This is a genomic window from Vibrio hepatarius, assembly GCF_018860525.1.
GTDB classification, from domain to species: domain Bacteria; phylum Pseudomonadota; class Gammaproteobacteria; order Enterobacterales; family Vibrionaceae; genus Vibrio; species Vibrio hepatarius_B.
Window position 1 is genome coordinate 13,887 of the sequence record NZ_JAHKPM010000032.1, and the last position, 25,725, is coordinate 39,611.

Consider the following 25,725-nt stretch of genomic DNA (forward strand, 5'->3'; position numbering starts at 1 on the left):
ATGTTTAAGCTGATCACGCCTAAAACGGACAACCAACTTAACAAATACTATCATTTTCGCTGGCAGATGTTGCGTGAACCATGGCGTATGCCAATTGGTTCTGAGCGGGATGAGTACGATCCAATGAGCCATCATCGTATGATTGTGGATGGAAGAGGAAGGCCGATGGCCGTCGGGCGTTTGTATATTACGCCAGATAGCGAAGGGCAGATTCGCTATATGGCTGTAAAAAATACTCGCCGCAGTAAAGGTGTGGGCTCTTTAGTTATGGTGGCATTAGAGTCACTAGCTCGTCAAGACGGTGCCAAGCGCTTAGTGTGTAATGCACGTGAGGATGCCATTTCTTTTTATGAAAAGAATGGCTTTGAACGGCGGGGTGAACTCACTGATGAACGAGGGCCAATTCGTCATCAACAAATGGTTAAGCAATTAGATCCTATGTCTAATGTATTGCGTCGGCCAGATTGGTGTACTGAATTGCAAGAACGTTGGGAACACCAGATCCCTATCAGTGATAAAATGGGCATCAAGATCAATCAGTACACAGGTTATCAGTTTGAGTGTGGCTCCCAGCTTAATCCTAACTTAAACCCTCATAACACAATGTTTGCTGGCTCTGCCTTTACATTGGCGACACTTACTGGTTGGGGAATGACGTGGCTTCTGATGAAAGAGCGTGGTTTAAGTGGTGATATTGTTTTAGCAGATAGTCAGATTCGTTATCGTCACCCAGTGACTCAGAACCCAGTAGCATCTACCTCTTTAGATGGCATAAGCGGTGATTTAGATAGACTTGCTTCTGGACGCAAGGCGCGCATCATTATATATGTGACTATTTATAGCGGTGATGTAACTGCTGTTGAATTTGTAGGCACATACATGTTACTGCCAAATTATAAGTCTGTTCTTGGCTTACCTTTATCAAGTGATGAATCCTGATCTGGTTTATTGGAGGTGGATTCGTTTGTTGGGGATGGGCAGAGTTGCTGAGTAACATTTGTTTGACTAAGAATATCGGACCAAAGCCTCTTACAGCCATTTTCGCTGGTGAAAAGTAGGGTCCCAAAGTGATATTTAGTGAGGTCAATATTGCCTGCTAATTCTGCTTTGCTCCCTCGTGAGTTGATATTTATTCGGCCTCTATCTATGCGTATCTTTACAGTATCGAGAGGCCATTCTTGCTGGTAGTCAATGGTATTATCAGCTTTTTGTACTTGCAGTGCTGCATTGTGTAACTGCAAATCGATGGAGCCAGTGAGGCTATGCGCTAAAATCGGGTAGTCACCAGAGAGGCCATTAAGTTCAACATCTGCTTCAGCCATTCCTGTTACTTGAAAGGGCAATCGAGCTTGCAGTAAAGGCTGATCGATGGGAAGCCCATCTAAATGTAATGATAGGTACCAAGGATCGCTAATCGCTTGTCGCTGCCATCTACCATTAGCTTCTATGTATCCCTTGGCTAAGGGTAGGAAAGCACGTTCTAAGCTAATATCACCACTTTTAGCTGTTACATTGATGATTGCTTGTGATGTTAAAAAATTATCAATACTGGCATTGTTTGCGCTCACTTCTAAGCTGCCGTTGTAAAGGTTGACCTCTCCATCTTGAATCAAATTCAAGTGTTGTCCTTCTATGTTCACACCAGATAACTGCCAGTATGGACGCTGTTCGACTTGAATTAGCTGAGAATTCTTTATCTCAAGTTGTTTAATGGTCAGCGATTCTAGAATACTTGAGGCATTAGATAATGATATAAATGACTGATTTACATCGTCTACCCATTTAATGCCTGACGCTTTTAACCAGTTTATACGTAGGTTTTTTTTACTCCATATACCGCTCATCTGCAAGCGACCTTGCTTGAAGTCTGCATCGAATTCATCTAAAGAAATACCGTTATCACCCAGAGTCAGTTTTGCTGTTGGGCCAACCAAGCGTAGCTGACTAAAGTCGATACTTTCGGCATCAAATGATAACTTGGTCTGCTTTTGTTGCCAGATTGTTCTATCGAGTAAAAGATTTTCTAGTGAGGCATCGATTTGGTTAAATTGCCAGCCAGCGTAATGTAAGTCGCTATTAATAATATCCAAACTATTGATGTGATAAAAGGGCAGGTCGAGTACCTCAAATTTAGATAGCAATGTGCTAATTGAGGATGAGTGTGGCAGTTTGAGTTTATTAACGGTGACATTAATCAGTGACCAACCTTGTTTAAATTGCTCTGCTTGGCCGGAAATGTCTGCACCATACCATTTAAATGAAGCGCCATAAATTGTACTGTTTTTGCTTTGATATTGCGCGTCAATTAGCAATTTATCTAAGGCTTCCCCACCTACATACAATTGCTGAGCTGATAACTGAATTTCTCCATAAGGTAGGTTTTGTTGTGGCGAAAGCCATTGAGGTTGCTTTATTTGGATATTAACGTCCCTTGCCGACCAATTTGGTGCCTTAATATCAACATTTTGGAGAGCGAGTTGCTGAATGTTCATCGATTTTAGAAGCGGTGAACTCAGCACTGCAAGATCCAAGTTTGCTTCTTCTATGAGAATAGAATCTAAAGATAGTTTTTGATTTTTCCATAATGAAGAAGATAGCCAGAGCGAAAGCTTAGGTATATGGATGAGTTGAGAATCACTATTAACTTCAACATCCATAAGTGTTAGTTGGTATGGAGGAGAGTAAGAAGCTTGTTGTACACTCACAGTGTAGGGGGTAAGTTGGTTGAGCATTACATTGACGACTTTTCCCGAGTAACTGGATTGAAGTAGAAAAAATAATGAGAGCATCAACAAGCTGATTATGCCCAACGTCGTTACAGTCGTAACCAGTAGTGCTTTTTTGAACATCCCAACCTTCCTATTGAGCAGATTTAGCTAGCTTGGAGCATTTTTCTTCATCAGGCAACAAAAAGCCCCTTTTAATAGGGGCTTAGAACATGAAATCAACCTGTAAAATTGTTTTATTACTAATTCCAAGTGCTTTCAACTTTCGTTGGGATTGAACTTAAGCCCATTAACGATGGTTGAATTAATCTAATTGTGGTCCGGCAGCAACCAAAGACTTACCTTCATCATTATCGGTATACTTGGCAAAGTTATTAATGAAGCGCTGGGCTAGATCTTTAGCTTTGCTTTCCCACAGTAGGGGGTCTGCGTATGTATCGCGAGGATCTAGGATGTTAGAGTCCACATCATGCAGCGCTGTTGGCACTTCTAGATTGAAGATAGGAATGTGCTTGGTTTCTGCTTTCTCAATCGAACCATCTAAGATGGCATCTATGATGCCACGAGTATCCTGAATGGATATACGTTTACCGCTGCCGTTCCAGCCTGTATTGACCAAGTACGCTTCTGCACCTGCTGCTTCCATGCGCTTAACCAATACCTCAGCATATTTGGTTGGATGTAAGGTTAGGAAAGCTGCACCAAAGCACGCTGAAAAGGTTGGTGTTGGTTCTGTAATACCACGCTCTGTTCCTGCTAGCTTGGCAGTGAAGCCAGATAGGAAGTGGTATTTAGTTTGTTCTGGCGTGAGCTTAGATACTGGTGGTAAAACACCAAATGCATCGGCAGATAGGAAAATTACTTTGTTGGCATGGCCGCCTTTTGATACTGGCTTAACAATATTTTCTATATGCTCTATTGGGTAAGAAACACGAGTGTTTTCAGTTTTAGACCCATCATCAAAGTCGATAGCGCCATCGCTAAGAATAGTAACATTCTCTAGCAGTGCATCGCGTCTGATGGCGTTAAAAATATCGGGTTCTGCTTCTTTGGATAGCTTGATGGTTTTAGCGTAACAACCACCTTCAAAGTTAAACACGCCGTCATCATCCCAGCCATGTTCATCATCACCGATTAGTGCGCGTTTAGGATCTGTCGATAGTGTTGTCTTACCTGTGCCGGATAAGCCAAAGAAAATAGCCACATCGCCATCTTTACCCATATTAGCAGAGCAATGCATCGATGCGATATCTTGCAAGGGCAGGAAATAGTTCATCATGGCGAACATGCCTTTTTTCATTTCACCGCCGTACCAAGTACCACCGATGAGTTGCATGCGTTCGGTTAGGTTAAATACGGTAAAGTTTTCTGAATTTAGGCCATGTTCTTGCCATTTTTGATTGGTACATTTGGCGCCATTCATTACGACGAAATCAGGTTCAAAAGTTTGTAGTTCTTCTTCACTAGGACGAATGAACATATTTTTTACGAAATGCGCTTGCCAAGCAACCTCAGTGATCACCCGGATACTAAGGCGAGTATCTGGATTTGCGCCGCAATAACCATCAACGACAAATACACGCTTTTCTGATAGTTGGCTAGTAACTTGCTCTTTAAGATCATCCCAGACTTGTTGAGTGATAGGCTTGTTATCATTCTTTACTGAGTCAGAAGTCCACCACATGTGTTCTTCTGTTGTGGTGTCTTTTACTATGTACTTATCTTTCGGTGAGCGCCCAGTGAAAATACCAGTGTCCACAGCCACGGCACCTAGTTCTGTTATCACGCCCTTCTCATAGCCCTGTAAGTCGGCGCGAGTTTCTTCTTCGAACAGCATTTCGTAACTTGGGTTGCGAACAACTTCTTTTACGTTGTGAAGCCCATGTTTGGTAAGATCAATTGTTGCAGCCTGTGCATGCTCCATAACGGTCATAGGTGCTCCTTGTAGGAATATATCGTAGGGATGTTCTAATAATGTTTTATTGGTTATTTGCTCACCATGCTAACAACGGGTGCTGTGCAAAACAGGGATATAGTTCAAAAAGAATCCATGTTCGCAATCTGGTTTTCAGCGACTCATCACACAATAGCAGATACAGTGTATCGTGCACGCAAAGGATTGCGCTAGAGATAAATTGATTATTAATTTACGAAAATTAAGTGGTTATTTTATTACGTCATAAGTCAGGATTATCGTGTTTTAAGTCACAAAAAAACCAGGTATTAGCTGGCTTTTTGAATGAAAAATTACGAGCTTTTTACGCTATATGAATTAATGCAGCGTATTATCGCCGGAGTTAGTCTGATTGAATAATTCTGCTACTTGAGTTTGGTCAAAAGAATAGGTTGTACCGCAATAATCACAGTGTAAGGAAACTGAGCCGATTTCATCTAGAATGTTGTCTACTTCTGCATGACCTAGAGTAACGATAGCAGCACCGCTTTTCTCTCTGGAGCAGCCACAATGGAAAGCAACAGGCTGCGGTTGATATAAACGGACTTTTTCTTGGTTATATAGACGATAGAGTAAATCGTTTGCCTGTAGGGTAAATAGCTCATCATTTTTTACCGTATCCGTCAGCTGCTCTAGATGCTCGAAGTCTTCCTCACCTCCTTTACCATCTGGCATGACCTGAATCAACATGCCTGCTGCTTGTGGTTTTCCTTCATGTTCACCAGTGCGGATCCAGAGGCGAGTTTTGAGCTGTTCTGAATTAGCAAAGTAGCCTTCTAAAATTTCTGCTAAGTTGTTACCTTCAAGAGCAACGATGCCCTGATAGCGTTCTCCCTTTTTAGGCTCAATGGTAATCACTAAATAACCTTTGCCCATCATGTCATGAATAGTTGCATTGCTTTCAATCTTGCCTTCCCAACGTGCTATCCCACGGACTTTTTGATCGTTGTCACCATTGATTACGGCTAAAGATACTGGGCCATCGCCCTGCAACTGCATGGTGATAGAGCCTTCGAACTTTAGAGTTGCGGTTAATAAAGTTGTTGAGACTAGCAGTTCACCTAATAGATTTTTTAGTGGTGCGGGATATTCTTTGCTGGAAATAATCTGTTGAAATGCGTCGTCCAATTGTACCAATTCGCCACGTACAGACAGGTCTTCAAAAAGATAGCGGTTCAAAACATTGTGTGCCATTAAGTATTTCCTTGTGCGTATGGTGCATTTCAGATGTTATAGATTGATATTTATTGGTGTTTGAATTTAATAATATCGCGCCGTTGTTTTTTGTCAGGGCGACGGTCTGGGCTTGGGTTGTGTGCGTGAAGTTTACGTTGATTAGCATTTTCTTCCCGTTTAATGACACTACTTTTGGTTTCGCTGTAAAGTGTCACGGCTTCTGGCGCACCACGCCTGTGAGCTGAAATTTTTTCTATCACTATGGTTTTTTCTTCATGCCCTTGGCGAAGAGTAATTATTGCACCAATCTCTACGGCTTTACTTGGTTTGCTGCGTTGTCCATTATAATGAACCTTTCCCCCATCGACCATGTTCCTAGCAATAGAGCGTGTTTTGTAAAAACGTGCAGCCCAGAGCCATTTATCAAGTCGCACTGCTTCGATTTCGGTGCCCATAGTGGATACTAACCCCTGACTAATGATCAATCTTGTGCCAAATTATTGAAGTAACAATGGTGATGAAGCGCTCATTTTTCAAGGTACGTAGCAAAAATCAGCCCCTTTGTATGCTAATCAGTCCGTTTCCTATGTTGACTGTACAATATTTTGGTAGAATGCTCAGTTCAAAGAAAAACATAAATTTAACAATGCTCTACTTGGGTAAATTATATTTGGCATGACCTAGTCAGCTGGTTATAAAAAGGATTGTGAGTGAATATTCGTGGTGTAATTCAACTGGACAGTTTTCTGAAAAATCAGGATCGCCTGAGTATAGCAGCAACTGTTATTTTGTTGGCCCTAAGTGCCTGGGTTGCTGGTATTCTTGTTTGGAAGCCTTTGGAGTCTCAATCTGTCACGCCTTGGCAGCCTACTTTGCTTTCTGGCGGTGTTAGTAAAGAGAGCGGGCTGAATATTGCAGATTTACAAAATAGTAATTTATTTGGTCGTTATCAGACTGAAGCGCCTGTAGTAAAGAAAAAGGTCGTCACAGACGCACCCAAAAGTCGCTTGAGTGTTGTTCTTGTTGGTGTGGTTACTAGTAGTGAAGAGGGAAAGAATTTAGCCGTGGTGTCTAATCGTGGTCAACAAGCTACTTATGGTATTGGTGAAACGCTTGAAGGAACACGAGCAAAGGTTGTTCAGGTGCTCTATGACCGTATAATTGTTGATAACTCTGGTCGTAACGAGACAGTGATGCTAGAAGGGTTAAAGTATACTAAAGACCCTCAACCCCAACCTAAAACCAAAGCAATAAAGGCAGACGTGTCGCTAGATAAGTTAGAGGAAATTCGTTCAGTTATCCGCAAAGATCCCAAACAGATTTTCCAGTATGTTCGCATGTCTCAGATGAAAAGAGATGGTGAAGTGATAGGTTATCGCTTATCCCCAGGTAAAGATAAAGAGTTGTTTGAATCTGTGGGTTTAAAACCAGGGGATGTGGCGACCCAACTTAATGGCCAAAATCTCAGTGACCCAGCGGCAATGGGGGAGATTTTTAAAAACATATCTCAGCTTACCGAGCTTAATCTAACGGTAGAAAGAGATAGCCAATCTTTTGAAATTTATATTGAATTATAATGATGCGGATGCATGAATCATTCCGAGGAGTAAAAAGTGAACCATTGGCTTAAAAAAAGCGCTTGGCTTTTGGCAGGAAGCTTATTGATGTCTCCAGCAATGGCAGTGGCGAATGAATATAGTGCAAGTTTTAAAGGCACAGATATTCAGGAATTCATTAATATTGTTGGCCGGAATCTAGAAAAAACCATTATAGTCGACCCTTCTGTGCGAGGGAAAATTGACGTCCGAAGCTATGACATGTTGACCGAAAAACAATATTACAGCTTTTTTCTCAATGTTCTTGAAGTTTACGGATACGCTGTGGTTGAAATGGACAATGGCGTGATTAAGGTTATTAAGTCTAAAGATGCCAAAACTTCGGCCATTCCTGTTGTTGGTGATGGTGCTATTGGCGGTGATGCAGTGGTTACTCGGGTTGTGGCAGTGCGAAATGTGTCGGTTCGAGAGTTATCCCCTTTGTTGCGTCAACTCAATGATAATGCGGGTGCTGGTAATGTAGTTCATTACGATCCTGCCAATATTATTCTTATTACCGGGCGTGCGGCGGTAGTTAATCGGTTGGCTGATATTATCAAGCGAGTTGATCAGGCTGGGGATAAGGAAATTGAAGTTGTTGAACTTGATAATGCTTCAGCAGCAGAAATGGTGCGTATTGTTGAAGCTTTAAATAAAACAACGGATAACAAAAGTACCCCTGCTTTTCTTCAGCCTAAATTGGTAGCCGATGATCGAACTAACTCGATACTTATCTCTGGGGATCCACAGGTTCGCCAACGTTTGCGCAGACTGATCAAGCAGCTTGATGTTGAAATGGCATCGAAAGGTAATAACCGTGTTGTTTATCTAAAATATGCAAAAGCGGAAGACTTAGTTGATGTTCTGAAGGGCGTATCTGAAAACCTTGAGGAAGAAAAATCATCGGGTTCTAAAGCAGCGAAAAGCTCTAAGCGCACCGAAGTCATGATATCTGCTCATGAAGGTACTAATGCACTTGTGCTGACAGCGCCGCCAGATATTATGAATTCCTTACTGGATGTTATTTCTCAGATTGATATTCGCCGTGCGCAGGTGTTAATTGAAGCTTTGATTGTCGAATTGTCTGAAGGTGATGGTATTAACTTAGGCGTGCAATGGGGTTCACTAGAAACAGGCGCCGTGATTCAATATGGTAATACAGGCGCATCTATTGGCCAGGTTTTGGTTGGTCTTGAAGAAGCGAAGGATACAGAAAACTCAAATTTGACTTATGATCCTGATAATGCTGCTGCCAACAGTGCTGGTTATGTTGAGCAGATTACAACTGAAAGTGGTGATTATTCTACCTTGGCTTCAGCATTAGGTGGAGTAAATGGTGCTGCTTTAAGTGTGGTAATGGGTGACTGGACAGCTTTGATTAGCGCAGTATCTAGTGATACAAGTTCTAATATTCTTTCTTCTCCGAGTATCACGGTGGTGGACAATGAAGAGGCAAAGTTTATTGTCGGAGAAGAAATACCTGTACTAACAGGTTCTCAGACAGGGTCCAATAACGAGAACCCATTCCAAACTGTTGAACGTAAGGATGTCGGTATTCAGCTAACGGTAACACCACAAATTAATGAAGGTACTTCGGTACAATTAACGATTAATCAGGAAGTCTCCAACGTTCTGCCTGCTACCGCAAATGCGGCGGTGGATGTAAGTTTTGCTAAACGTCAGCTCAATACCACAGTTATGGTTGAAGATGGGCAAATGATTGTTCTGGGTGGTTTAATAGATGAACGTACCCAAGAAACCGAATCTAAAGTGCCGCTTTTGGGTGATATTCCCTATCTAGGCCGACTGTTTAAATCGACCAGTTCACAAAAGACTAAATCGAATCTAATGGTATTTATCAAGCCGACTATTTTACGTGATGGTTTGACAGCTGATGGAATTACGCAGCGCAAATATAATTTTATCCGAGCTGAACAATTGTATAAGGCAGAAGATGGCATCAAGTTAATGGAGGATGTTCCAACGCCAGTATTGCCTAAGTTTGGAGATGATATCCGACACCCTGCTGAAATTCAGGCTTTCTTGGATCAGATGGAAACTAAGTGATGGATGAAATAATCACATTTCGCCGCCTCCCCTTTAGTTTCGCCAATCGATTTAAGATGGTGTTGGAGCCTGGTGAATTAGGGGTTGTATTGCATTATGTCTCACCTTTAGCCTTTGAAGCTTTGCTCGAAGTTAAACGAGTGGTTGGCGAGCATTTTGATATTCAAGAGATATCGAAAGATGCTTTTGACGCCAAGCTTACAGAAGCATATCAGCGCGATTCATCAGAGGCACGTCAGTTGATGGAAGACCTTGGCGCAGATAATGATGACTTCTTTTCTTTGGCAGAAGACCTGCCGCAGGATGAGGACTTGCTTGAGTCTGACGACGACGCGCCTATTATAAAGCTGATAAATGCCATGCTTGGTGAAGCGATTAAAGAAGGTGCTTCCGATATTCACATCGAGACCTTTGAAAAAGCACTATCTATTCGTTTTCGTGTTGATGGTGTTTTGCGGGATGTATTATCGCCCAGCCGTAAACTTGCCCCTTTGTTGGTCTCTCGGGTTAAAGTTATGGCTAAGTTGGATATCGCTGAAAAACGTGTTCCTCAAGATGGCCGAATCTCATTGCGTATTGGTGGTAGAGCGGTTGATGTTCGTGTGTCGACGATGCCTTCTTCGCATGGTGAGCGTGTGGTAATGCGTCTGTTAGATAAAAATGCCACTCGCCTTGACTTGCATAGCTTAGGTATGACGCCTGCTAATCATGCTAATTTCCGTACTATGATAGAACGACCTCACGGTATCATTTTGGTGACAGGCCCGACAGGTTCTGGTAAATCGACCACCTTGTATGCAGGACTTCAGGAGATTAATAGTAATGAACGCAACATTCTTACTGTTGAAGATCCAATTGAATTTGATATTGATGGTATTGGCCAGACTCAGGTGAACCCTAAGGTAGATATGACCTTTGCTCGTGGGCTGAGGGCCATATTGCGTCAAGACCCCGATGTTGTCATGGTTGGCGAAATTCGAGATTTAGAAACGGCTCAGATTGCTGTTCAGGCATCTTTAACAGGGCACCTGGTTATGTCAACCTTGCATACTAATACTGCTGTGGGTGCAATTACACGTTTGCGAGACATGGGAATTGAGCCTTTCTTGATCTCTTCTTCCTTATTGGGTGTACTGGCTCAACGTCTGGTGCGGACCTTATGCTCTGAATGCAAAGAGCCCTATCAAGCTGATAGAGAAACCAAAAAACTGTTTAATGTTGATGAGCAAGATGATCTGACTTTGTTTAAGCCTAAGGGCTGTGAACACTGTAACAATAAAGGTTATCGAGGTCGTACAGGTATTCATGAGCTATTGGTTGTGGATGAACAGGTACAAGAAAATATCCATAGTGAAGCCGGTGAGCAGGCAATCGAGAAAGTTATTCGCCAATATACGCCAAGCATTCGTCAGGACGGTTTAAGTAAGGTCCGTCTGGGAGTGACTTCTCTTGAAGAAGTGCTGAGAGTGACTAAGGAAGGTTAATGGCGGCGTTTGAATATAAAGCACTGAATAAAAAAGGCAAAACTCAAAAAGGTGTCATTGAGGGTGATAATGCTCGTCAGGTTAGAGCTCGACTCAAAGAGCAGGGGTTGATGCCTGTTGAGGTCAGTGAAACTCGGCAGAAAGCCAAGAAGCAAGCCGACCAAGCAGGGTTAACTTTTAAGCGTGGTATTAGCACCCCTGACTTGGCGTTGATCACTCGCCAATTGGCGACCCTGGTTCAATCAGGTATGCCTTTAGAAGAGTGCCTCAAGGCGGTTTCCGAGCAATCGGAAAAACCACGTATTCGAAATATGTTACTTGCGGTGCGCTCAAAAGTGACAGAGGGTTACACTCTTTCGGATAGTTTGGCCGACTTTCCACACATCTTTGATGATTTGTTCCGCTCTATGGTTTCAGCGGGTGAAAAATCGGGTCATCTAGATGCGGTATTGGAGCGCTTAGCTGACTATGCTGAAAATCGCCAGAAAATGCGTTCTAAGTTGCAACAAGCGATGATTTATCCAGTGGTTTTGGTAGTTTTTGCGGTTTGTATCGTGGCATTTTTGTTGGCAGCGGTTGTACCTAAAATTATTGGTCAGTTCGTGCAAATGGGGCAGGAATTACCTCAATCAACTCAGATTCTTTTAGCATCTAGTGACTTTATTCAACATTGGGGAATACAGGTTCTTTTTGTCATCATAGCATTCATTTATTTGTTTAAATTTGCTTTGAGCAAACCCAATGTGCGATTGAGTTGGGATCGTAAAGTTGTACATATGCCCTTAATCGGCAAAATCTCACGCGGGTTAAATACGTCACGTTTTGCGCGTACTTTGTCAATTTGTACATCCAGTGCAATTCCTATTCTTGAGGGCATGAAGGTTGCTGTTGATGTGATGTCTAACCACTATGTAAAGCAGCAGGTATTGAGTGCCACAGATAATGTTCGAGAAGGAGCCAGTCTGCGTAAATCCCTTGAACAGACCAAGTTATTCCCTCCTATGATGCTGCACATGATTGCCAGCGGTGAGCAAAGTGGAGAGCTGGAGGGTATGCTAACTCGTGCGGCAGATACTCAAGATGCGAATTTCGAATCAACAGTTAATATCGCTTTGGGTATATTTACCCCCGTTTTGATTGCTTTGATGGCGGGATTAGTACTGTTTATTGTGATGGCTACCATGATGCCAATTTTAGAAATGAACAACTTAATGAGTGGTTAGTCATAGTAAGGTGGTTCTTCCATCTTGATACGAGTTTTTATTTGGAGAATGTAATGAAAGGAAATATGAGTAAACAGTCTGGTTTTACGCTGTTAGAGGTAATGGTTGTAATTGTTATTTTAGGTATTTTAGCCAGTTTTGTTGTACCTAACTTGCTTGGCAATAAAGAGAAAGCAGATCAACAAAAAGCTATTACCGATATTGTTGCGCTAGAGAATTCTCTCGATATGTATAAATTAGATAACAGCGTGTATCCGAATACAGATCAAGGCTTAGAAGCATTGGTTAAGAAGCCATCTAGCCCTGAGCCACGTAATTATCGTGAAGGTGGTTATATTAGACGCTTGCCGACTGATCCTTGGGGTAATGATTACCAGTATTTAAGTCCGGGGGATCACGGTAATGTTGATATCTTTACGCTTGGAGCAGATGGTCAGGAAGGTGGTGAAGGTATCAATACAGATATCGGCAACTGGAATATTCAGGATTTTCAATAAGGTAGAGGCGGCATAAGCTGCCCTCTTTTCCCTATGTGTCGAAATTACGAAACTCGCTTTCAAGCAGGCTTTACATTACTCGAAATCCTTCTGGTTCTGGTGTTGGTATCACTGGCGTCTGTCGCTGTGATATCAACGTTACCCACTAGTGCAAAGGATGCATCTGAAAAGCAAGCAAATTCACTTTATCAGCGTCTTCTTTTGCTCAATGAAGAAGCTATGTTGAGTGGTCGAGATTTTGGTTTGCGAGTAGATGAAAAAAAATCGACCTACTATCTGATGACACTAGAGAGTGAGGGTTGGAAGAAACTCAATGTAGATCAGATACCCTACCAAACAAAGCTCAAGGAGTCGTCTGCGATTTCTTTAACTCTGGGGGGAGGAGCTTGGGGAGATGATGACCGTTTGTTCAAGCCGGGTACTTTGTTTGATGATGATATGTTTGAAGACCTTTTTGAAAAGAAAAAACTTCCACCACCACAGGTATTCATTGTTTCTAGTGGAGAGGTGACGCCTTTTACCATTTCGATTTACCCACGGCAAGGTGATGTAGAACAAGATGCCTGGAAAGTGGTTGCTAAAGAAAATGGTCAGGTAGTGCTCTTGGTTCCGGGAGAAAGTCTGGATGAGAGCTAAGCGTGGAATGACATTGCTAGAGGTGTTGGTGGCATTGGCTATTTTTGCAACAGCAGCCATCGCAACCATTCGTTCGGTGAGCCAACATATAAATACTCTGAGTTATCTCGAAGAGAAAACTTTTGCAGCATTAGTTGCCGATAACCAAATGGCGCAAGTATTGTTGTCGGAAAGTAAACCGAGCAAAAAGAAAGGCAAACAGGAATTAGCAGGTCGAGAATGGTTTTGGTTGATAGAGCCTGTGAAAACTGAAGGTGATATTTTGCAAGCGTTTGATGTTAAGGTCTCGACAACGGAGAAAGGCTCTCCTGTCGTCACGGTAAGAAGTTATGTGCAGAAATAGAGCTCCTTTTATACAAGGTGGTTTTACGCTTATTGAAGTCCTAGTCGCAATTGCTATTTTTGCTAGTTTGAGTGTTGGCGCTTATCAAGTGCTTAATCAGGTCCAACGCAGCAATGCATTATCACTTGAGCGTAGTGAGAGATTAAAAACGCTGCAGCGTGCTTTGGTTTATATGGATGGCGATTTTCGTCAAATGGCGGTGCGCCAAACTCGAACTAATGGCGCAGAACCAAATGGAATGTTGCTGCAATGGAAAGAGTATCTTTTAGACTCTGATGCCAAGGGCATTATGTTTACCAGGTTGGGATGGCATAACCCACAGCAGCAGTTTCCCCGGGGGGAAATCAGTAAAGTCGGTTATCGGATTAAAGAGGATGTTCTTGAGCGCGTATGGTGGCGTTATGTAGATACTCCGGCGGGTCAAGAGGGTATAACTATGCCTCTAATAGATAAAGTAGAAGCGTTTGAAGTTAAATTTTTAGATGGCTCAGACTGGAAGGAAGAGTGGACTAAAAAAGAAGCGTTACCTAAGGCGGTTGCTGTTGAACTGGAATTAAAAGATTACGGTAAAATTGAGCGAATTTATTTAACTGCTGGGGGCAGCATCGATGTTTCTGATGAGAAAAAGCAATGACAGCTAGGCGCTCCCAACATGGTGTGGCCCTGATTGTTATTTTGCTTTTGTTAGCTGTTATGGTGAGCATTTCAGCGAGTATGGCTGATCGACTTTTTACTCAATTTAAACGGGCACAGAATCAAATAAATTACCAACAAGCATATTGGTACAGTTTAGGCGTTGAAGCATTAGCTAAATATGGGATCGAGCAAAGTTATAAAGATAACCCAGATAGCATTAATTTATCGCAAGAGTGGGCTAACGAATTTGATAGTCTTCCGCTCGATTATGGTACTGTGAGTGGTAAGTTAGTTGATGCGCAGGCGTGTTTCAATATTAACGCATTATCTGATATAGAGCAGAGTACAGGCTCGTCACAAGTCCCCTTTTTGGTTGCTAGGTTTCAAAATCTACTTGAAGAGTTACAGGTTGAGAATTACCAAGCTGAAACCATAGCTCAATCTCTATGGGAATTTACCGATAGCAATGACTCTGTTAATTCACCATCAGGGGCAGAAGATAGTTATTATGAGGGTTTATCCCCAGCGTATCTTAGTGCCAACACCTTATTAGCGGATAGTAGTGAGCTTCGGGCTGTTAAAGAAGTTAGTGGTGATGTGATGGAAAAAATCAGCTCTATGATTTGCGCGTTGCCAATCGCGGAGCTACGTCTGAATGTCAATACTATACCTGTAGAGCATGCGGCCTTATTAGTTGCCTTGTTTTATCCAAACTTGAGCGCATCACAAGCAAAAGAAGTGCTTGAGGGGCGGGGGCGAGATGGTTGGGCGTCAATAGATGACTTCCTGAACCAGGCGGTAATTAGTCAACTGAGTGATGAGACAAAAAAACAAGCGAAGAAGTACCTGAGTGTTGATAGTAAATATTTTGAGCTAGATGCTGAGGTATTAGTGGACAATTCTAGGGTGCGGCTGCGCAGCCTGTTATTTAGTGATGATAAAAAAACTGCAACGGTAGTACGCCGTCGCTTTGGAGGTATCGGTGAACGAGTTTCTAATCGTTCGGCTGAGCAAAAATAAAACAGCAGTAATTCAATGGCTGGTTTGGTCAGAGAGCCAACAAGAGGTGATAGCGAGTGGTGATTTGCAAGATCACCAGGACTTATCAGACCTTACCCATTACGCTGAAGGGCGTCAGCTTATTTTATTAGTATCAGCTGAGAATTTGGTATTAACTACGTTGGACATTCCCGCAGGGGCGAGCCGTCAGTTAGAACCAATGCTGCCATTTATGCTAGAAGATGACATTGCTCAAGATGTGGATGAATTGCATTTTACTGTACTTGCCAAGCAAAATGGGCAAGCTCATGTTTGTGGCATAGATTATAGTTGGTTAGAGGCCATACTTGCTGATTTCCTAGAGCTGGGATTTGTAGTGCACAAGATCTTACCTGATGCACTTGCTTTGCCTGTTGCTGAAGACATGGCTCTAATGGCGGTTGAATTAGATGGCCAGTGGTTGGTAAAAAAAGGCCAGTATCAGGCCGTGAGTGTTGATCAAGCTTGGCTTACTATTTTGGCGCAATCTAGTTGGGTTAAGCAAGGTGAGGATTATCTATCGCTAAAGGCTTTTTCTGCATTACCAGCTATTGGTTTGTCGGAAGGGCAGAACTGGCAAAATGAATCACCGCAGTTAGTCATGCAGTTGCTTGCTGAAGGTGCAGTGCAGAGTAAGATGAATTTACTCTCAGGGGAATTCAAACCTAAATCTTCATTTGGTCGCCATCTCAATATATGGCGTAAAACCGGGATAGCGGCTGGTATTTTAGTGGTTATGCTGAGTGTGAATAACTGGTTAGAAATAAAAAATGCAGAAGCACAAGCCCATGCATACCGAGAAGAGAGTGAACGTATTTTTCGCCAGATAACCAGCAAAAATAAAATTCCTACGATTACCTACCTCAAACGGGAGCTGAAGCGTGAAGAGAAGCTATTAGTGGGTGGTGGTGGCGACTCTGTATTGAACTGGATGATAAAAATGCCTAAAGCAATGAAGCAAGTTCCTGGGCTTAAGTTAACTAGCTTTAAATATGATGGCTCCCGTGATGAGGTGCGATTGCAAGCTCAGAGTAATGACTTCCAAACCTTTGAAAAGGCAAGGGAGCTAATGTCAGAGCAATTTACAGTTGAGCAGGGACAGCTGAGTAAATCCGGTTCTTTAGTGAACGGCACCTTTGTGCTTAAGAGTCTATAGGGGGGCGGATGAAACAGTTATTAATATCACAATTATTAACGCCAGTGCAGCGCTGGTGGATAAGCACCAGCCAGCGCGAGCAGCGTATGCTGATGGCCTGCGGTGCATTTTTGTGCTTAGGCATTATTTATTGGGGTGTGGTGCAACCAGTTAGCCAAAGGGCAGAGATGGCAACGCAGCGGATCCAAAGTGAAAAGCAACTGCTGAGTTGGGTTAAAGATAAAGCGAATAGTATTAGTCAATTGCGTGCACAGGGCGGGGTTTCTTCTTCAAGCTTGCCTTTAAACCAATCGATTTCGTCTTCGGCATCACGTTTTGGTGCTGAGCTTGTGAGGGTTCAGCCTCGTGGTGAAGAATTACAAGTATGGGTGCAACCAATGCCGTTTAATCGATTAGTTGATTGGATGACTTTTCTAAAAGAGAAGCATGGTGTGTCAGCGACATTTATGGATATAGATAAAGGCGATCAAGAAGGAACTGTTGAAATTAAGCGCCTCCAGTTTGTAAAAGGATAGAGTGAAGTGAAAAAAGTGATTCTGCTGAGTTTAGCTCTGTTTATGGTGTTCTTGATTAGCGCCATAGCACATGTGCCAGCTCAGGTTGTATTGAATTATTTACCGTTACCTTCACAACTTGTTTTAAGTGGGGTTTCTGGCAGCATGTGGAATGGGCATGCTGCAGGTGTTAAGTGGCAAGAGAATAACCTTGGTGCAATCAATTGGCAGCTAGCGCCGCTCAAGTTTTTGACCGCAAAAATTGAGGCTCAGGTGCGCTTTGGCCATGGTAGTGATATGAAGATTAACGGGCGAGGTACTGTTGGTATGAGCACTTCAGGTCCGTATGCATATAATTTAATTGTTTCCCTTCCTGTTGCAAAGGTCCTAGATATGGCGCCACCATTACCAATTCCGGTCGAATTAACCGGCCAAGTGGAGCTGAGTATTAAGTCTATGATCTATGATGCGCCTTATTGTCAATCGGGATCGGGGTCGTTAGTTTGGAATACGGATAAAGTCATCACTCCTCTAGATGAATTGACTTTAGGCCCAGTGGTGGCCAATTTTACATGTCAAAATAGTGAAATTACGCTAAATGCGGAGCAAAGTAGTCAGCATGTAAGTAGTGCTGCTGATGTCGTGTTGAGCCCCAATCGTACTTATCAAGCATCGGCATGGTTTAAACCAGAGGGCAACTTCCCTCAGGCTTTTTCTGAACAACTAAGGTGGCTACCAGAGCCTGATGGACAAGGCCGTTACCAGTTTACTTATCAAGGGCGTGTAAACTAGAGCTACTTATATTTTTGCAAATAGCCTTTATGGTAAATTTCCATCCTAGTATGTGGAAATACTCAAATCAGCTTTAGCCGTCGGAAAGCTGATTTGAGCTCTAAGCCCACCGATACTACGATTACTGATAGTCACGCATCCTTGGTGCTGATTGGCAATGCGTTTAGCTATTGCTAGCCCTAGCCCTGTACCTTCACTTCCACGTGCAGTATCTCCCCGAGTGAATGGCTCGAATAATTTGCCTATCTGGTTTTCTTCAATACCTGGGCCATTATCTTCAACACAAACCCACACCAGTGTGTGGTCGGCAGTGACGCCTGTGCTTATTTTAATCCAGCCGTCACCATAGCGGATTGCATTAATCACTAAGTTAGTAAGTGCTCGCTTTATGGCAATCGGGTTACCATGAGCTTGCTTGAGCGGTAAGTGAAAGTCGGTTTCAATTTTCACTTCATACCCACCTTCAGCAGAGGCGACCTCGTTGGCTATTTCATTGAGGTTTACCGAAATGAAAGCGCCTCTGTCTGCAGGTTTTAGGTAGTCCATGAATTGACTGATTATTTGGTTGCATTCTTCGGTGTCGCTAATGATACTCTCTGCAAGATAACTATCTTGTGGAGACATCATCTCAGTGGCAAGCCGGATGCGTGTTAACGGGGTTCTCAAGTCGTGACTAATGCCTGCCATTAGAAGTGTTCGATCTTCTTCAAGGGCCTGAATACCCTTAGCCATTTGGTTGAATGCTATGGTTACTGCGCGAATTTCAGAAGCGCCTTTTATTGGTAGAGGCGGTGGTATATTACCTTGCCCCACACCTTTAGCAGCCTTTTCTAAGGTGATCAATGGTCTGTTTTGTAAGCGGACCACCACCCACCCACCAGCAACAATCAGCACTACCATGATTAAGCTATTACGAAATAACGGTGCAAAGTCTTTTTCTTGTAACTCAGAGAGTGGAATACGTAGTAAAGAGCCAGGTAAGGAATCAATTTTTAACCACAGTACATAGCTCTCGGGGCCGAGCGTCATACGTACATCGGTTTGAGTACCTAACTCTTTGCTCATTTCTTCGCTCATTAGGTCAATATTCATACCTTGATAGTATTCGCTTGCGATTGGGCTATCATCGCTATGAAGAGTGACACCGAGCTGTTCAAGCACCCTTCTTCGTAATGGTGCATCCATTTGAAGTTCGTGCTCTGCATTTGCAGAGTCATCTAGCATAAGGCTTATTTCATGACCGAGTATCTTATTAAACTGCTGTAGGCTAGGCATTAAAGCGTAATTGAATACGGCGTAATAGGAGTATATCTGGCTGGCGATAAGTAAGGTAAAGAAGATAAATATCGATTGGGTAAATGAACTCGTAATACGCATGCCAAAGCCTTAGTCGCAATCAATCAAAGGAATGTGAGACTTAGGCTCGCATTCTTACCGGATTATCCATTATGCCTCTTTACCATCGGGAACAAAAACATAACCTAAACCCCAAACAGTTTGTATATAGCGCGGCTTACTCGGATCGATTTCAAGCATGCGACGTAGGCGCGATATTTGTACATCAATTGATCGCTCCATCGCAGAGTATTCACGACCTCTTGCCATATTCATCAGTTTGTCACGGGACATGGGTTCCCTCGCATTTGTTACCAGTGCTTTGAGGACGGCGAATTCACCAGAAGTCAGAGGCATGGCTTCATCCTTTTTGAACATTTCACGTGTACCTAAGTTGAGACTAAATTCACCAAACTCCACGATGGACTCTTCGGCACTCGGAGCGCCGGGAAGTTCAATGGTCTGACGGCGTAATACTGCCTTAATCCGAGCGAGTAATTCACGCGGGTTAAATGGTTTTGGTAAATAGTCATCTGCGCCGACCTCTAACCCGACAATGCGGTCTATTTCGTCACCTTTGGCAGTCAACATTAAAATAGGAAGGATATTGTTAGCGTTGCGAAGCCGTCGGCAGATAGATAAACCGTCCTCTCCTGGTAGCATGAGATCCAGCACCATTAAATGGAAGTTTTCACGGGTCAATAGGCGGTCCATTTGTTCGCTGTTGGCAACACTGCGAACTTGAAATCCCTGTTCAGACAAGTAACGCTCTAGTAGTGCTCGCAAACGTGCATCGTCATCAACGACTAAAATCTTGTGCTTTTCTTGCATAAAATGAATCCACCTATTTGTAACCAGTGCTCAGAATGAGACGCGATTGGGCTCTTATCCCGACTAAAATGTAACATTCTTCTGCGTAAAGTGGTCAAAAGAATTGTTAACCATTGTTACCTTTTTATCCCTTTTTGGCTAATGTATACGCCATGCTCAATTTAGTAGTCCCATAACTTATGAAAACAAACTTGATCACGCGAGAAGGCTTCCAACGATTAAAAAAAGAACTCGACTATTTGTGGAGAGAAGAGCGCCCTGAAGTGACTAAGAAAGTGACTTGGGCAGCCGGCTTAGGCGATCGCTCAGAAAATGCTGATTATCAATATAACAAAAAGCGCCTTCGTGAAATTGACCGCAGAGTGCGTTATCTTCGCAAGCGTTTGGAACAGGTTAAAGTGATAGATTACGCATCTCAGCAAGAAGGCAAGATTTTTTTTGGTGCTTGGGTTGAGGTGGAAAACCAAGCCGGAGAGGTGAAAAAATTTCGTATTGTTGGTCCTGATGAAATTTATGGAGATGCGAAAGGATATATTTCTATTGATTCACCTATGGCTAGGGCTTTACTTAAGAAAGAAGTGGACGATGAAGTGATGGTAAGAACGCCTGAGGGAGAGAAAGAGTGGTTTGTAAACAGCATTGTTTATCAAATAGATGATGCTAATAATTAATAAACTAACAGCCGTGCCTATGTACGGCTGAAAGAGATACATTATTTCTCGTATCTAGGTTTATCTGTGACTATGTAGTTAGCTTCACTGGCGACCATAGTGCCATGTTTTAGGAAGTTTTTACCTAATATCATGCTGTAATGAAAGCGACTACGGTCTTGGAGATTGACTCGAACTTTCTTTTCTAGATCGCCAAGCTTAACCTGCATTTCAACCACAGGACGGACGTTGGCTTTCTCTCCCTTTTTTGCCTTGATACGCATAACATCAACGACTGGTTTGGTGAACTTTTTGCTCATCCCAACATCGTTTTCATAGATGAAGCTGACCATGTCCTGCCCATTTTTTTTAAATTGCTTGATTTTTTTAGCGTTGATTGAGCTTACATCGGCGCCAGTATCGAGCTTGACTGGGAAAGACATGCCTTCGACTTGCGCGACTTCAATGTGACCTACTTTAAATAATGGTTCGCTATCTAACAGGTGGTCTGAACGTGTATTAAGCAGCACGCCACCTTTGGCTATATTATGACCCAAGACAAAAAAAGGTTGCTGATGCTTTTCTTTGTCGAGTATATCGAGAGCAAAACGTATCGATTGTTTTTGATTACCAACTAAAAAGTCGCCTTCCACAACGGGGCGAACCGAATCACCTACTTTGAGTTTTTTAATAACGGCTTTCGTTAGTTTTTCCGCTTTACCTGTAGTTGTTGGTAGATAAAAAGTGACAACTTCTTGTTGATCTTTTTTAGTGAGTTCGAAACTTTCGACGCGAAGCAGTGGTGTTTTAACGGTAAAACTTGGGTGTGCAGGGAGGGTAATGTTATCTAATTTTATTGATTCTTGCGTTGAAATAACAAGAGGATCGGCTTTTAGTGCTGAGTTGAATGTTTGTCCATCTTCGAGCAAGTTTTCATTGTCAGTATCTATCACAAAGTGCTGACTGGCTAACTCTTTACCAATTCTTATTTGAGAGCTGAACTTACTTCGATCACGTAAATAAACTAGCCAGTATTGAGTGTGGGTTTTATCTATCTTGACAGGAAGGTAAACCAGAGGGCGTTCGCCGCTGCTCGTTTTGAGCATGCGAACTAAGGGGAGGGTCATGGCTTGACGCTTTTTATTTTCGCCTTCCAGAGAAAAAGAGACTTGTTTATTTTTTTTGTCTATTTGAATATTTAGCCCGTGGGCACTGGTATAGCGAGCTGTGGTTGATATGCTGGTTTTATAGGTTGTATCAGAGATGCGGACTAAGTCTTTTTTGCCAATCATTCTCGCGTTAGGTTGCTCTTGAAGGTAATCGTACCCCGCTAAAACCCAAGCATTGTCATTAAGGTAGGTCTTACCAATCAGGATTGGGGCCGAGAAGTGGGAGCGATCGGTTAAGTTAACCAAAGTTTCGACTTTTTTGTCTGCAATAGTTAAAGCAAGCTTTATCGCTGGGCGTAGAATTGGCGCTTTACTGGTTCGGCTGCGGATAACACTCAGCTTTTCGAGCTTTTTATCTACAGTTATTGCCTTGCCTGTTATGGGGTGTTGTATGTTAAAGGTAATATGTACCTTATAAGCATCGAAGCTATTTTGATCCCAATTTGCTGAGGCAAACTTTTCGGCGTCCCAAGTCCCATTCGTGCCAATTAAATCACCGAAAACTGCCCACATAAGTTGGTCATCTTTGAACTGTTTAAACTCTGGGTTGTTGCTGTATAAGTGAATATTATCAGCATGGATAGAGGTACTGTCGGCTCCTGTATCAATCTTGCCAGCGAAAGGGATTTGAGTAAGTTCTGGTATATCGCTGTAGTAGACATTTTCTATTCTACCCAGAACAGGTTTTCCATCAAGTTGATAAATGGGGTCTTGTGTGGTTGCAGCAATAGACTGCTGCCAAGCAAGTGGCATGGTGAGTAGAGTCCCTATTAGTATTAGGGCAGAAGAGGCTTTCTTCATCATAGTGTCCCGTGTGTGCGAAAGTACAGAAGTGAATCTGATATTCAGGGTATAAGTTTTTAATTAAGTCCAGTTTTGACATAAATTTGATGGATGTCTATCAGCAATTGGTAAATTTTATCAAGCTTAATTAAAAACGTTGCAAATTCTATCAAGGACCCCAATGTTCTATACACAAATTATCTCACTAAGAATGAAGAGAATCACCGGATGAGCCAAGCTATCTGCCAAATGATTGCTCAGGAACTTAATGTTCGCCTTGAGCAAGTTACTGCGACTGTTAACCTGATCGATGATGGAAATACAGTGCCGTTTATTGCCCGATATCGTAAAGAGGTGACAGGAGGGTTGGATGATACCCAATTACGTAACCTTGATAGCCGACTAATGTATCTAAGAGAATTGGATGATCGCCGTCAGACTATTCTCAAGTCGATTCAAGAGCAGGGCAAGCTAACCGGTGAACTGGAAACCGATATTCGCCAAGCAGATAGCAAAACGCGCTTGGAAGACTTGTATTTGCCTTATAAACCTAAGCGCCGCACCAAAGGGCAGATTGCGATTGAGGCTGGCCTTGAGCCTTTGGCTGAAAAATTATGGGACCAGCCAGACTATGACCCTGAGCAGCAAGCTTCTGGCTATGTCGACTTGAAAAAAGGTGTGGCAGATAGTAAAGCCGCGCTGGATGGCGCGCGTGCAATTATAATGGAACGAATTGCAGAAGATGCCGATTTACTTGAGAAAATACGTGCATACCTAATTCGCCACGCCGAACTTGAAGCTCGAGTGGTTGAAGGTAAAGAACAAGATGGAGAAAAGTTTAAAGATTATTTCTCCCATTCTGAAGTGCTTAACAAAGTTCCTTCTCACCGTGCGTTGGCTATGCTGCGTGGTCGAAATGAAGGTTTCCTAACTTTAAACATGAATGCGGATCCACAGCAGGAACAGAGCGTTCGCCAGTCTTATTGCGAAAATATCATTTCAGACCATTATGGTATTTCGCTCAGTCAGGCAGCCAGTGATGGGTGGCGTAAACAGGTGATCAGTTGGGCTTGGCGCGTAAAGGTGTCAATGCATATGGAAACCGAGCTAATGGGTGCAATGAAAGAGCGCGCTGAGATTGAGGCAATAGAAGTTTTTGCCACCAACCTCAAAGACCTTTTGATGGCGGCGCCCGCAGGGCCACGTGCGACGTTAGGATTGGATCCTGGGCTTAGGACTGGGTCTAAAATTGCGGTGGTAGACTCGACCGGTAAAGTATTGACGACAGAGACTATCTATCCACATCAGCCTCAAAATCAGTACGATAAATCGGCCCAAATAGTGGCGAGTTTAGTCGAAAAGTATGACGTTGATTTAATTGCGATTGGTAATGGCACTGCCTCGCGTGAAACAGACAGTTTTGTTGCAGAGCTAGTTAAACGCCACAACCTTAAAGTGCAAAAGATAATAGTCAGTGAGGCTGGGGCTTCGGTATATTCTGCCTCTGAGCTTGCAGCGAAAGAGTTTCCTCATCTAGATGTGTCATTGCGAGGCGCGGTATCAATTGCTCGCCGCCTGCAAGATCCTCTGGCGGAATTGGTTAAAATTGATCCCCAATCTATTGGTGTTGGTCAATACCAACATGATGTCAGTCAATCATTACTAGCAAAACGCTTAGATGCTGTCGTCGAGGATTGTGTGAATGCGGTAGGTGTGGATGTAAATACCGCCTCACCAGCTTTATTGACACGAGTTGCTGGTCTATCTAGCACTATCGCACAGAATATTGTTAATTATCGTGATGATTATGGTCGATTCGAAGCTCGTACAACGTTGAAGAAAGTTGCTCGTCTAGGCCCGAAAGCATTTGAGCAATGTGCTGGTTTCTTGCGTATCATGGGGGGGATGAATCCACTTGATGCCTCTTCAGTCCATCCAGAAGCGTATCCTGTAGTCAAAGCCATAGCAGAGAAAAACGGTAAGAAGGTTGATGCTTTGATTGGGGATACACAATTTTTGCGTGATCTACATGCGCTTGACTATACCGATGAACATTTTGGTGTGCCTACAGTGACTGATATTATCAAAGAGCTTGATAAGCCAGGCCGTGACCCACGTCCTGAGTTTAAAACGGCAACTTTTGCTGATGGCGTTAACAAGGTCTCTGATTTGGAACCAGGAATGGTTTTGGAAGGTGTCGTTTCCAATGTGGCTAACTTTGGCGCTTTTGTCGATATTGGTGTTCATCAGGACGGACTTGTACATATTTCGGCTCTGACAGACCGTTTTGTTTCTGATCCGAGAGAAGTTGTCAAAGCGGGTGATATCGTCCAAGTTAAGGTGATGGAAGTCGATATTCAGCGTAAACGAATTGGCTTGTCTATGCGTCTTACTGATGAGCCGGGACAAGACAACCGTTCGCAACGCTTAGCAACTCCGCGTAATAATCCAGGTCGTTCGTCGCCCAAGCGTAATGATGAGTCATCAAATAATGCGATGGGTGGTGCTTTTGCTGCCGCTTTTGCTAAAGCAAAAAAGTAACCTTGTATAGCAATATAAATCCCCGCAGTGCGGGGATTTTTGAGTAGTATTAAATGTACCTTACAATACTGCTATGACATCCGAAGGTGTGTTTGGCGCGACTGCATCACCATAATGAAATTTGATTATGGTTCTACGTTTTGCCATTCTCCCTTCGGTGATCGCTGCATCAATAATGTGCCTTGGTAACCGAAAGCGCATTGCATAGCCTTTACCCTGATCTTTACTGTAGCTTTCCAGAGCAATTAGCTTAAAAATCCTTTCAAGAACATCTTTAGGATCTTCGTAATAAATGGCTTTTATATCTTCTTGTTCACTTGCCTCATAGCTCGGGTGCTCGGCTGGATCCCAAGAAGATTGCTTCCGCCTTTTATCGTCAGCTTTGACTTGACGCTCAGCGTTGCTTTTAGTTAATGCCACCGTAGGGTTGACGGGTTCTCGAACCTTATTGTCTCGTGCAGCCTGTTCAGTTTGCACATTAACCGATGGAGCGATTAGCGGTACACTTACATTCGTAGGTGATACTAGCATTGCTTTACCTCCTCACGCTCAGCCAATAACGCATAATAAAACAGCGTTTTCTTGACTCGATTTATTTA

Annotated in this window: 23 protein-coding genes; 15 read left to right on the top strand and 8 right to left on the bottom strand. The window is 42.9% G+C overall.

Translation table 11 applies throughout. The features are described 5' to 3' along the window. Entirely contained in the window at positions 1–939 is a 939-nt protein-coding gene (locus KO511_RS08775) for a bifunctional GNAT family N-acetyltransferase/hotdog fold thioesterase (protein WP_215987073.1), read from the top strand. Here the strand turns inward: KO511_RS08775 and KO511_RS08780 are convergent. From KO511_RS08780 to hslR, 4 genes are all read right to left on the bottom strand, one after another. Then, positions 894–2,849, bottom strand: a complete 1,956-nt coding sequence (locus KO511_RS08780; protein ID WP_215987074.1) for an AsmA family protein — start codon at positions 2,847–2,849, stop codon at positions 894–896. The two genes, KO511_RS08775 and KO511_RS08780, sit on opposite strands and share 46 nt — an antisense overlap. A 181-nt stretch (positions 2,850–3,030) precedes the next feature. Next, complete coding sequence (gene pckA, locus KO511_RS08785; protein WP_215987075.1) at positions 3,031–4,659, bottom strand: phosphoenolpyruvate carboxykinase (ATP); 1,629 nt, start codon at positions 4,657–4,659, stop codon at positions 3,031–3,033. 339 nt (positions 4,660–4,998) lie between these two features. Continuing rightward, positions 4,999–5,874: an Hsp33 family molecular chaperone HslO gene (gene hslO, locus KO511_RS08790; protein ID WP_215987076.1), complete on the bottom strand. Its 876-nt coding sequence runs from the start codon at positions 5,872–5,874 to the stop codon at positions 4,999–5,001. Between the two features lie 50 nt (positions 5,875–5,924). Next, the gene (hslR, locus tag KO511_RS08795; RefSeq protein WP_215987077.1) at positions 5,925–6,311 is read right to left on the bottom strand and encodes a ribosome-associated heat shock protein Hsp15; all 387 of its coding nucleotides are present in this window, start codon (positions 6,309–6,311) and stop codon (positions 5,925–5,927) included. 255 nt (positions 6,312–6,566) lie between these two features. Here hslR and gspC point away from each other — a divergent pair, with 255 nt between their 5' ends. The 12 genes from gspC to KO511_RS08855 are packed head-to-tail and all read left to right on the top strand — an operon-like array spanning position 6,567 to position 17,817. Then, positions 6,567–7,433 carry a type II secretion system protein GspC gene (gene gspC, locus KO511_RS08800; protein ID WP_215987078.1) on the top strand — a complete coding sequence of 289 codons (867 nt, stop codon included), beginning with the start codon at positions 6,567–6,569 and terminating at the stop codon, positions 7,431–7,433. Between the two features lie 36 nt (positions 7,434–7,469). Beyond that, on the top strand, positions 7,470–9,518 hold the full coding sequence (gspD, locus tag KO511_RS08805) for a type II secretion system secretin GspD (protein ID WP_215987079.1): 2,049 nt from the start codon (positions 7,470–7,472) through the stop codon (positions 9,516–9,518). After that, complete coding sequence (gene gspE, locus KO511_RS08810) at positions 9,518–11,002, top strand: type II secretion system ATPase GspE (protein WP_215987080.1); 1,485 nt, start codon at positions 9,518–9,520, stop codon at positions 11,000–11,002. Before gspD ends, gspE begins: the two co-directional genes overlap by 1 nt. Then, positions 11,002–12,225 (top strand): type II secretion system inner membrane protein GspF, encoded by a 1,224-nt coding sequence (gene gspF / locus KO511_RS08815; protein ID WP_215987081.1) that lies wholly within the window; start codon positions 11,002–11,004, stop codon positions 12,223–12,225. The genes gspE and gspF overlap by 1 nt, the downstream gene beginning before the upstream one ends. A gap of 53 nt (positions 12,226–12,278) precedes the next feature. Then, positions 12,279–12,722, top strand: a complete 444-nt coding sequence (gspG, locus tag KO511_RS08820) for a type II secretion system major pseudopilin GspG (protein ID WP_215987082.1) — start codon at positions 12,279–12,281, stop codon at positions 12,720–12,722. Between the two features lie 33 nt (positions 12,723–12,755). Further along, a complete protein-coding gene (gene gspH / locus KO511_RS08825) occupies positions 12,756–13,358 on the top strand; it encodes a type II secretion system minor pseudopilin GspH (RefSeq protein ID WP_215987083.1) in 603 nt (200 codons plus the stop codon). Continuing rightward, positions 13,348–13,701, top strand: coding sequence for a type II secretion system minor pseudopilin GspI (gspI, locus tag KO511_RS08830; protein WP_215987084.1), 354 nt, complete (start codon positions 13,348–13,350; stop codon positions 13,699–13,701). Before gspH ends, gspI begins: the two co-directional genes overlap by 11 nt. Continuing rightward, positions 13,688–14,335: a type II secretion system minor pseudopilin GspJ gene (gene gspJ, locus KO511_RS08835; RefSeq protein ID WP_215987085.1), complete on the top strand. Its 648-nt coding sequence runs from the start codon at positions 13,688–13,690 to the stop codon at positions 14,333–14,335. The genes gspI and gspJ overlap by 14 nt, the downstream gene beginning before the upstream one ends. After that, positions 14,332–15,357, top strand: coding sequence for a type II secretion system minor pseudopilin GspK (gene gspK / locus KO511_RS08840; protein WP_215987086.1), 1,026 nt, complete (start codon positions 14,332–14,334; stop codon positions 15,355–15,357). The genes gspJ and gspK overlap by 4 nt, the downstream gene beginning before the upstream one ends. Next, on the top strand, positions 15,320–16,531 hold the full coding sequence (gene gspL, locus KO511_RS08845) for a type II secretion system protein GspL (RefSeq protein WP_215987087.1): 1,212 nt from the start codon (positions 15,320–15,322) through the stop codon (positions 16,529–16,531). The genes gspK and gspL overlap by 38 nt, the downstream gene beginning before the upstream one ends. A gap of 23 nt (positions 16,532–16,554) precedes the next feature. Further along, on the top strand, positions 16,555–17,046 hold the full coding sequence (locus KO511_RS08850; protein WP_215987245.1) for a type II secretion system protein M: 492 nt from the start codon (positions 16,555–16,557) through the stop codon (positions 17,044–17,046). Between the two features lie 6 nt (positions 17,047–17,052). Next, positions 17,053–17,817, top strand: coding sequence for a type II secretion system protein N (locus KO511_RS08855; protein WP_215987088.1), 765 nt, complete (start codon positions 17,053–17,055; stop codon positions 17,815–17,817). 45 nt (positions 17,818–17,862) lie between these two features. Here KO511_RS08855 and envZ read toward each other — a convergent pair whose 3' ends face one another. Both envZ and ompR read right to left on the bottom strand, forming a co-directional pair. Next, positions 17,863–19,194: a two-component system sensor histidine kinase EnvZ gene (gene envZ / locus KO511_RS08860; protein WP_215987089.1), complete on the bottom strand. Its 1,332-nt coding sequence runs from the start codon at positions 19,192–19,194 to the stop codon at positions 17,863–17,865. A gap of 69 nt (positions 19,195–19,263) precedes the next feature. Beyond that, positions 19,264–19,983 carry an osmolarity response regulator transcription factor OmpR gene (gene ompR / locus KO511_RS08865; RefSeq protein ID WP_215987090.1) on the bottom strand — a complete coding sequence of 240 codons (720 nt, stop codon included), beginning with the start codon at positions 19,981–19,983 and terminating at the stop codon, positions 19,264–19,266. Positions 19,984–20,162: 179 nt separating this feature from the next. Between ompR and greB the strand changes: the two genes are divergently transcribed. Further along, positions 20,163–20,654 carry a transcription elongation factor GreB gene (gene greB / locus KO511_RS08870; protein ID WP_215987091.1) on the top strand — a complete coding sequence of 164 codons (492 nt, stop codon included), beginning with the start codon at positions 20,163–20,165 and terminating at the stop codon, positions 20,652–20,654. 41 nt (positions 20,655–20,695) lie between these two features. Here the strand turns inward: greB and KO511_RS08875 are convergent, their stop codons facing one another. Then, a complete protein-coding gene (locus KO511_RS08875) occupies positions 20,696–22,603 on the bottom strand; it encodes a RimK/LysX family protein (RefSeq protein WP_215987246.1) in 1,908 nt (635 codons plus the stop codon). A 210-nt stretch (positions 22,604–22,813) separates the two neighbouring features. Between KO511_RS08875 and KO511_RS08880 the strand changes: the two genes are divergently transcribed. Next, a complete protein-coding gene (locus KO511_RS08880) occupies positions 22,814–25,126 on the top strand; it encodes a Tex family protein (protein ID WP_215987092.1) in 2,313 nt (770 codons plus the stop codon). A gap of 60 nt (positions 25,127–25,186) precedes the next feature. On the opposite strand, the gene KO511_RS08885 is transcribed toward KO511_RS08880, so the two are convergent. Further along, a complete protein-coding gene (locus KO511_RS08885; protein ID WP_215987093.1) occupies positions 25,187–25,657 on the bottom strand; it encodes an ATP-dependent Lon protease in 471 nt (156 codons plus the stop codon). Positions 25,658–25,725: the final 68 nt, after the last annotated feature.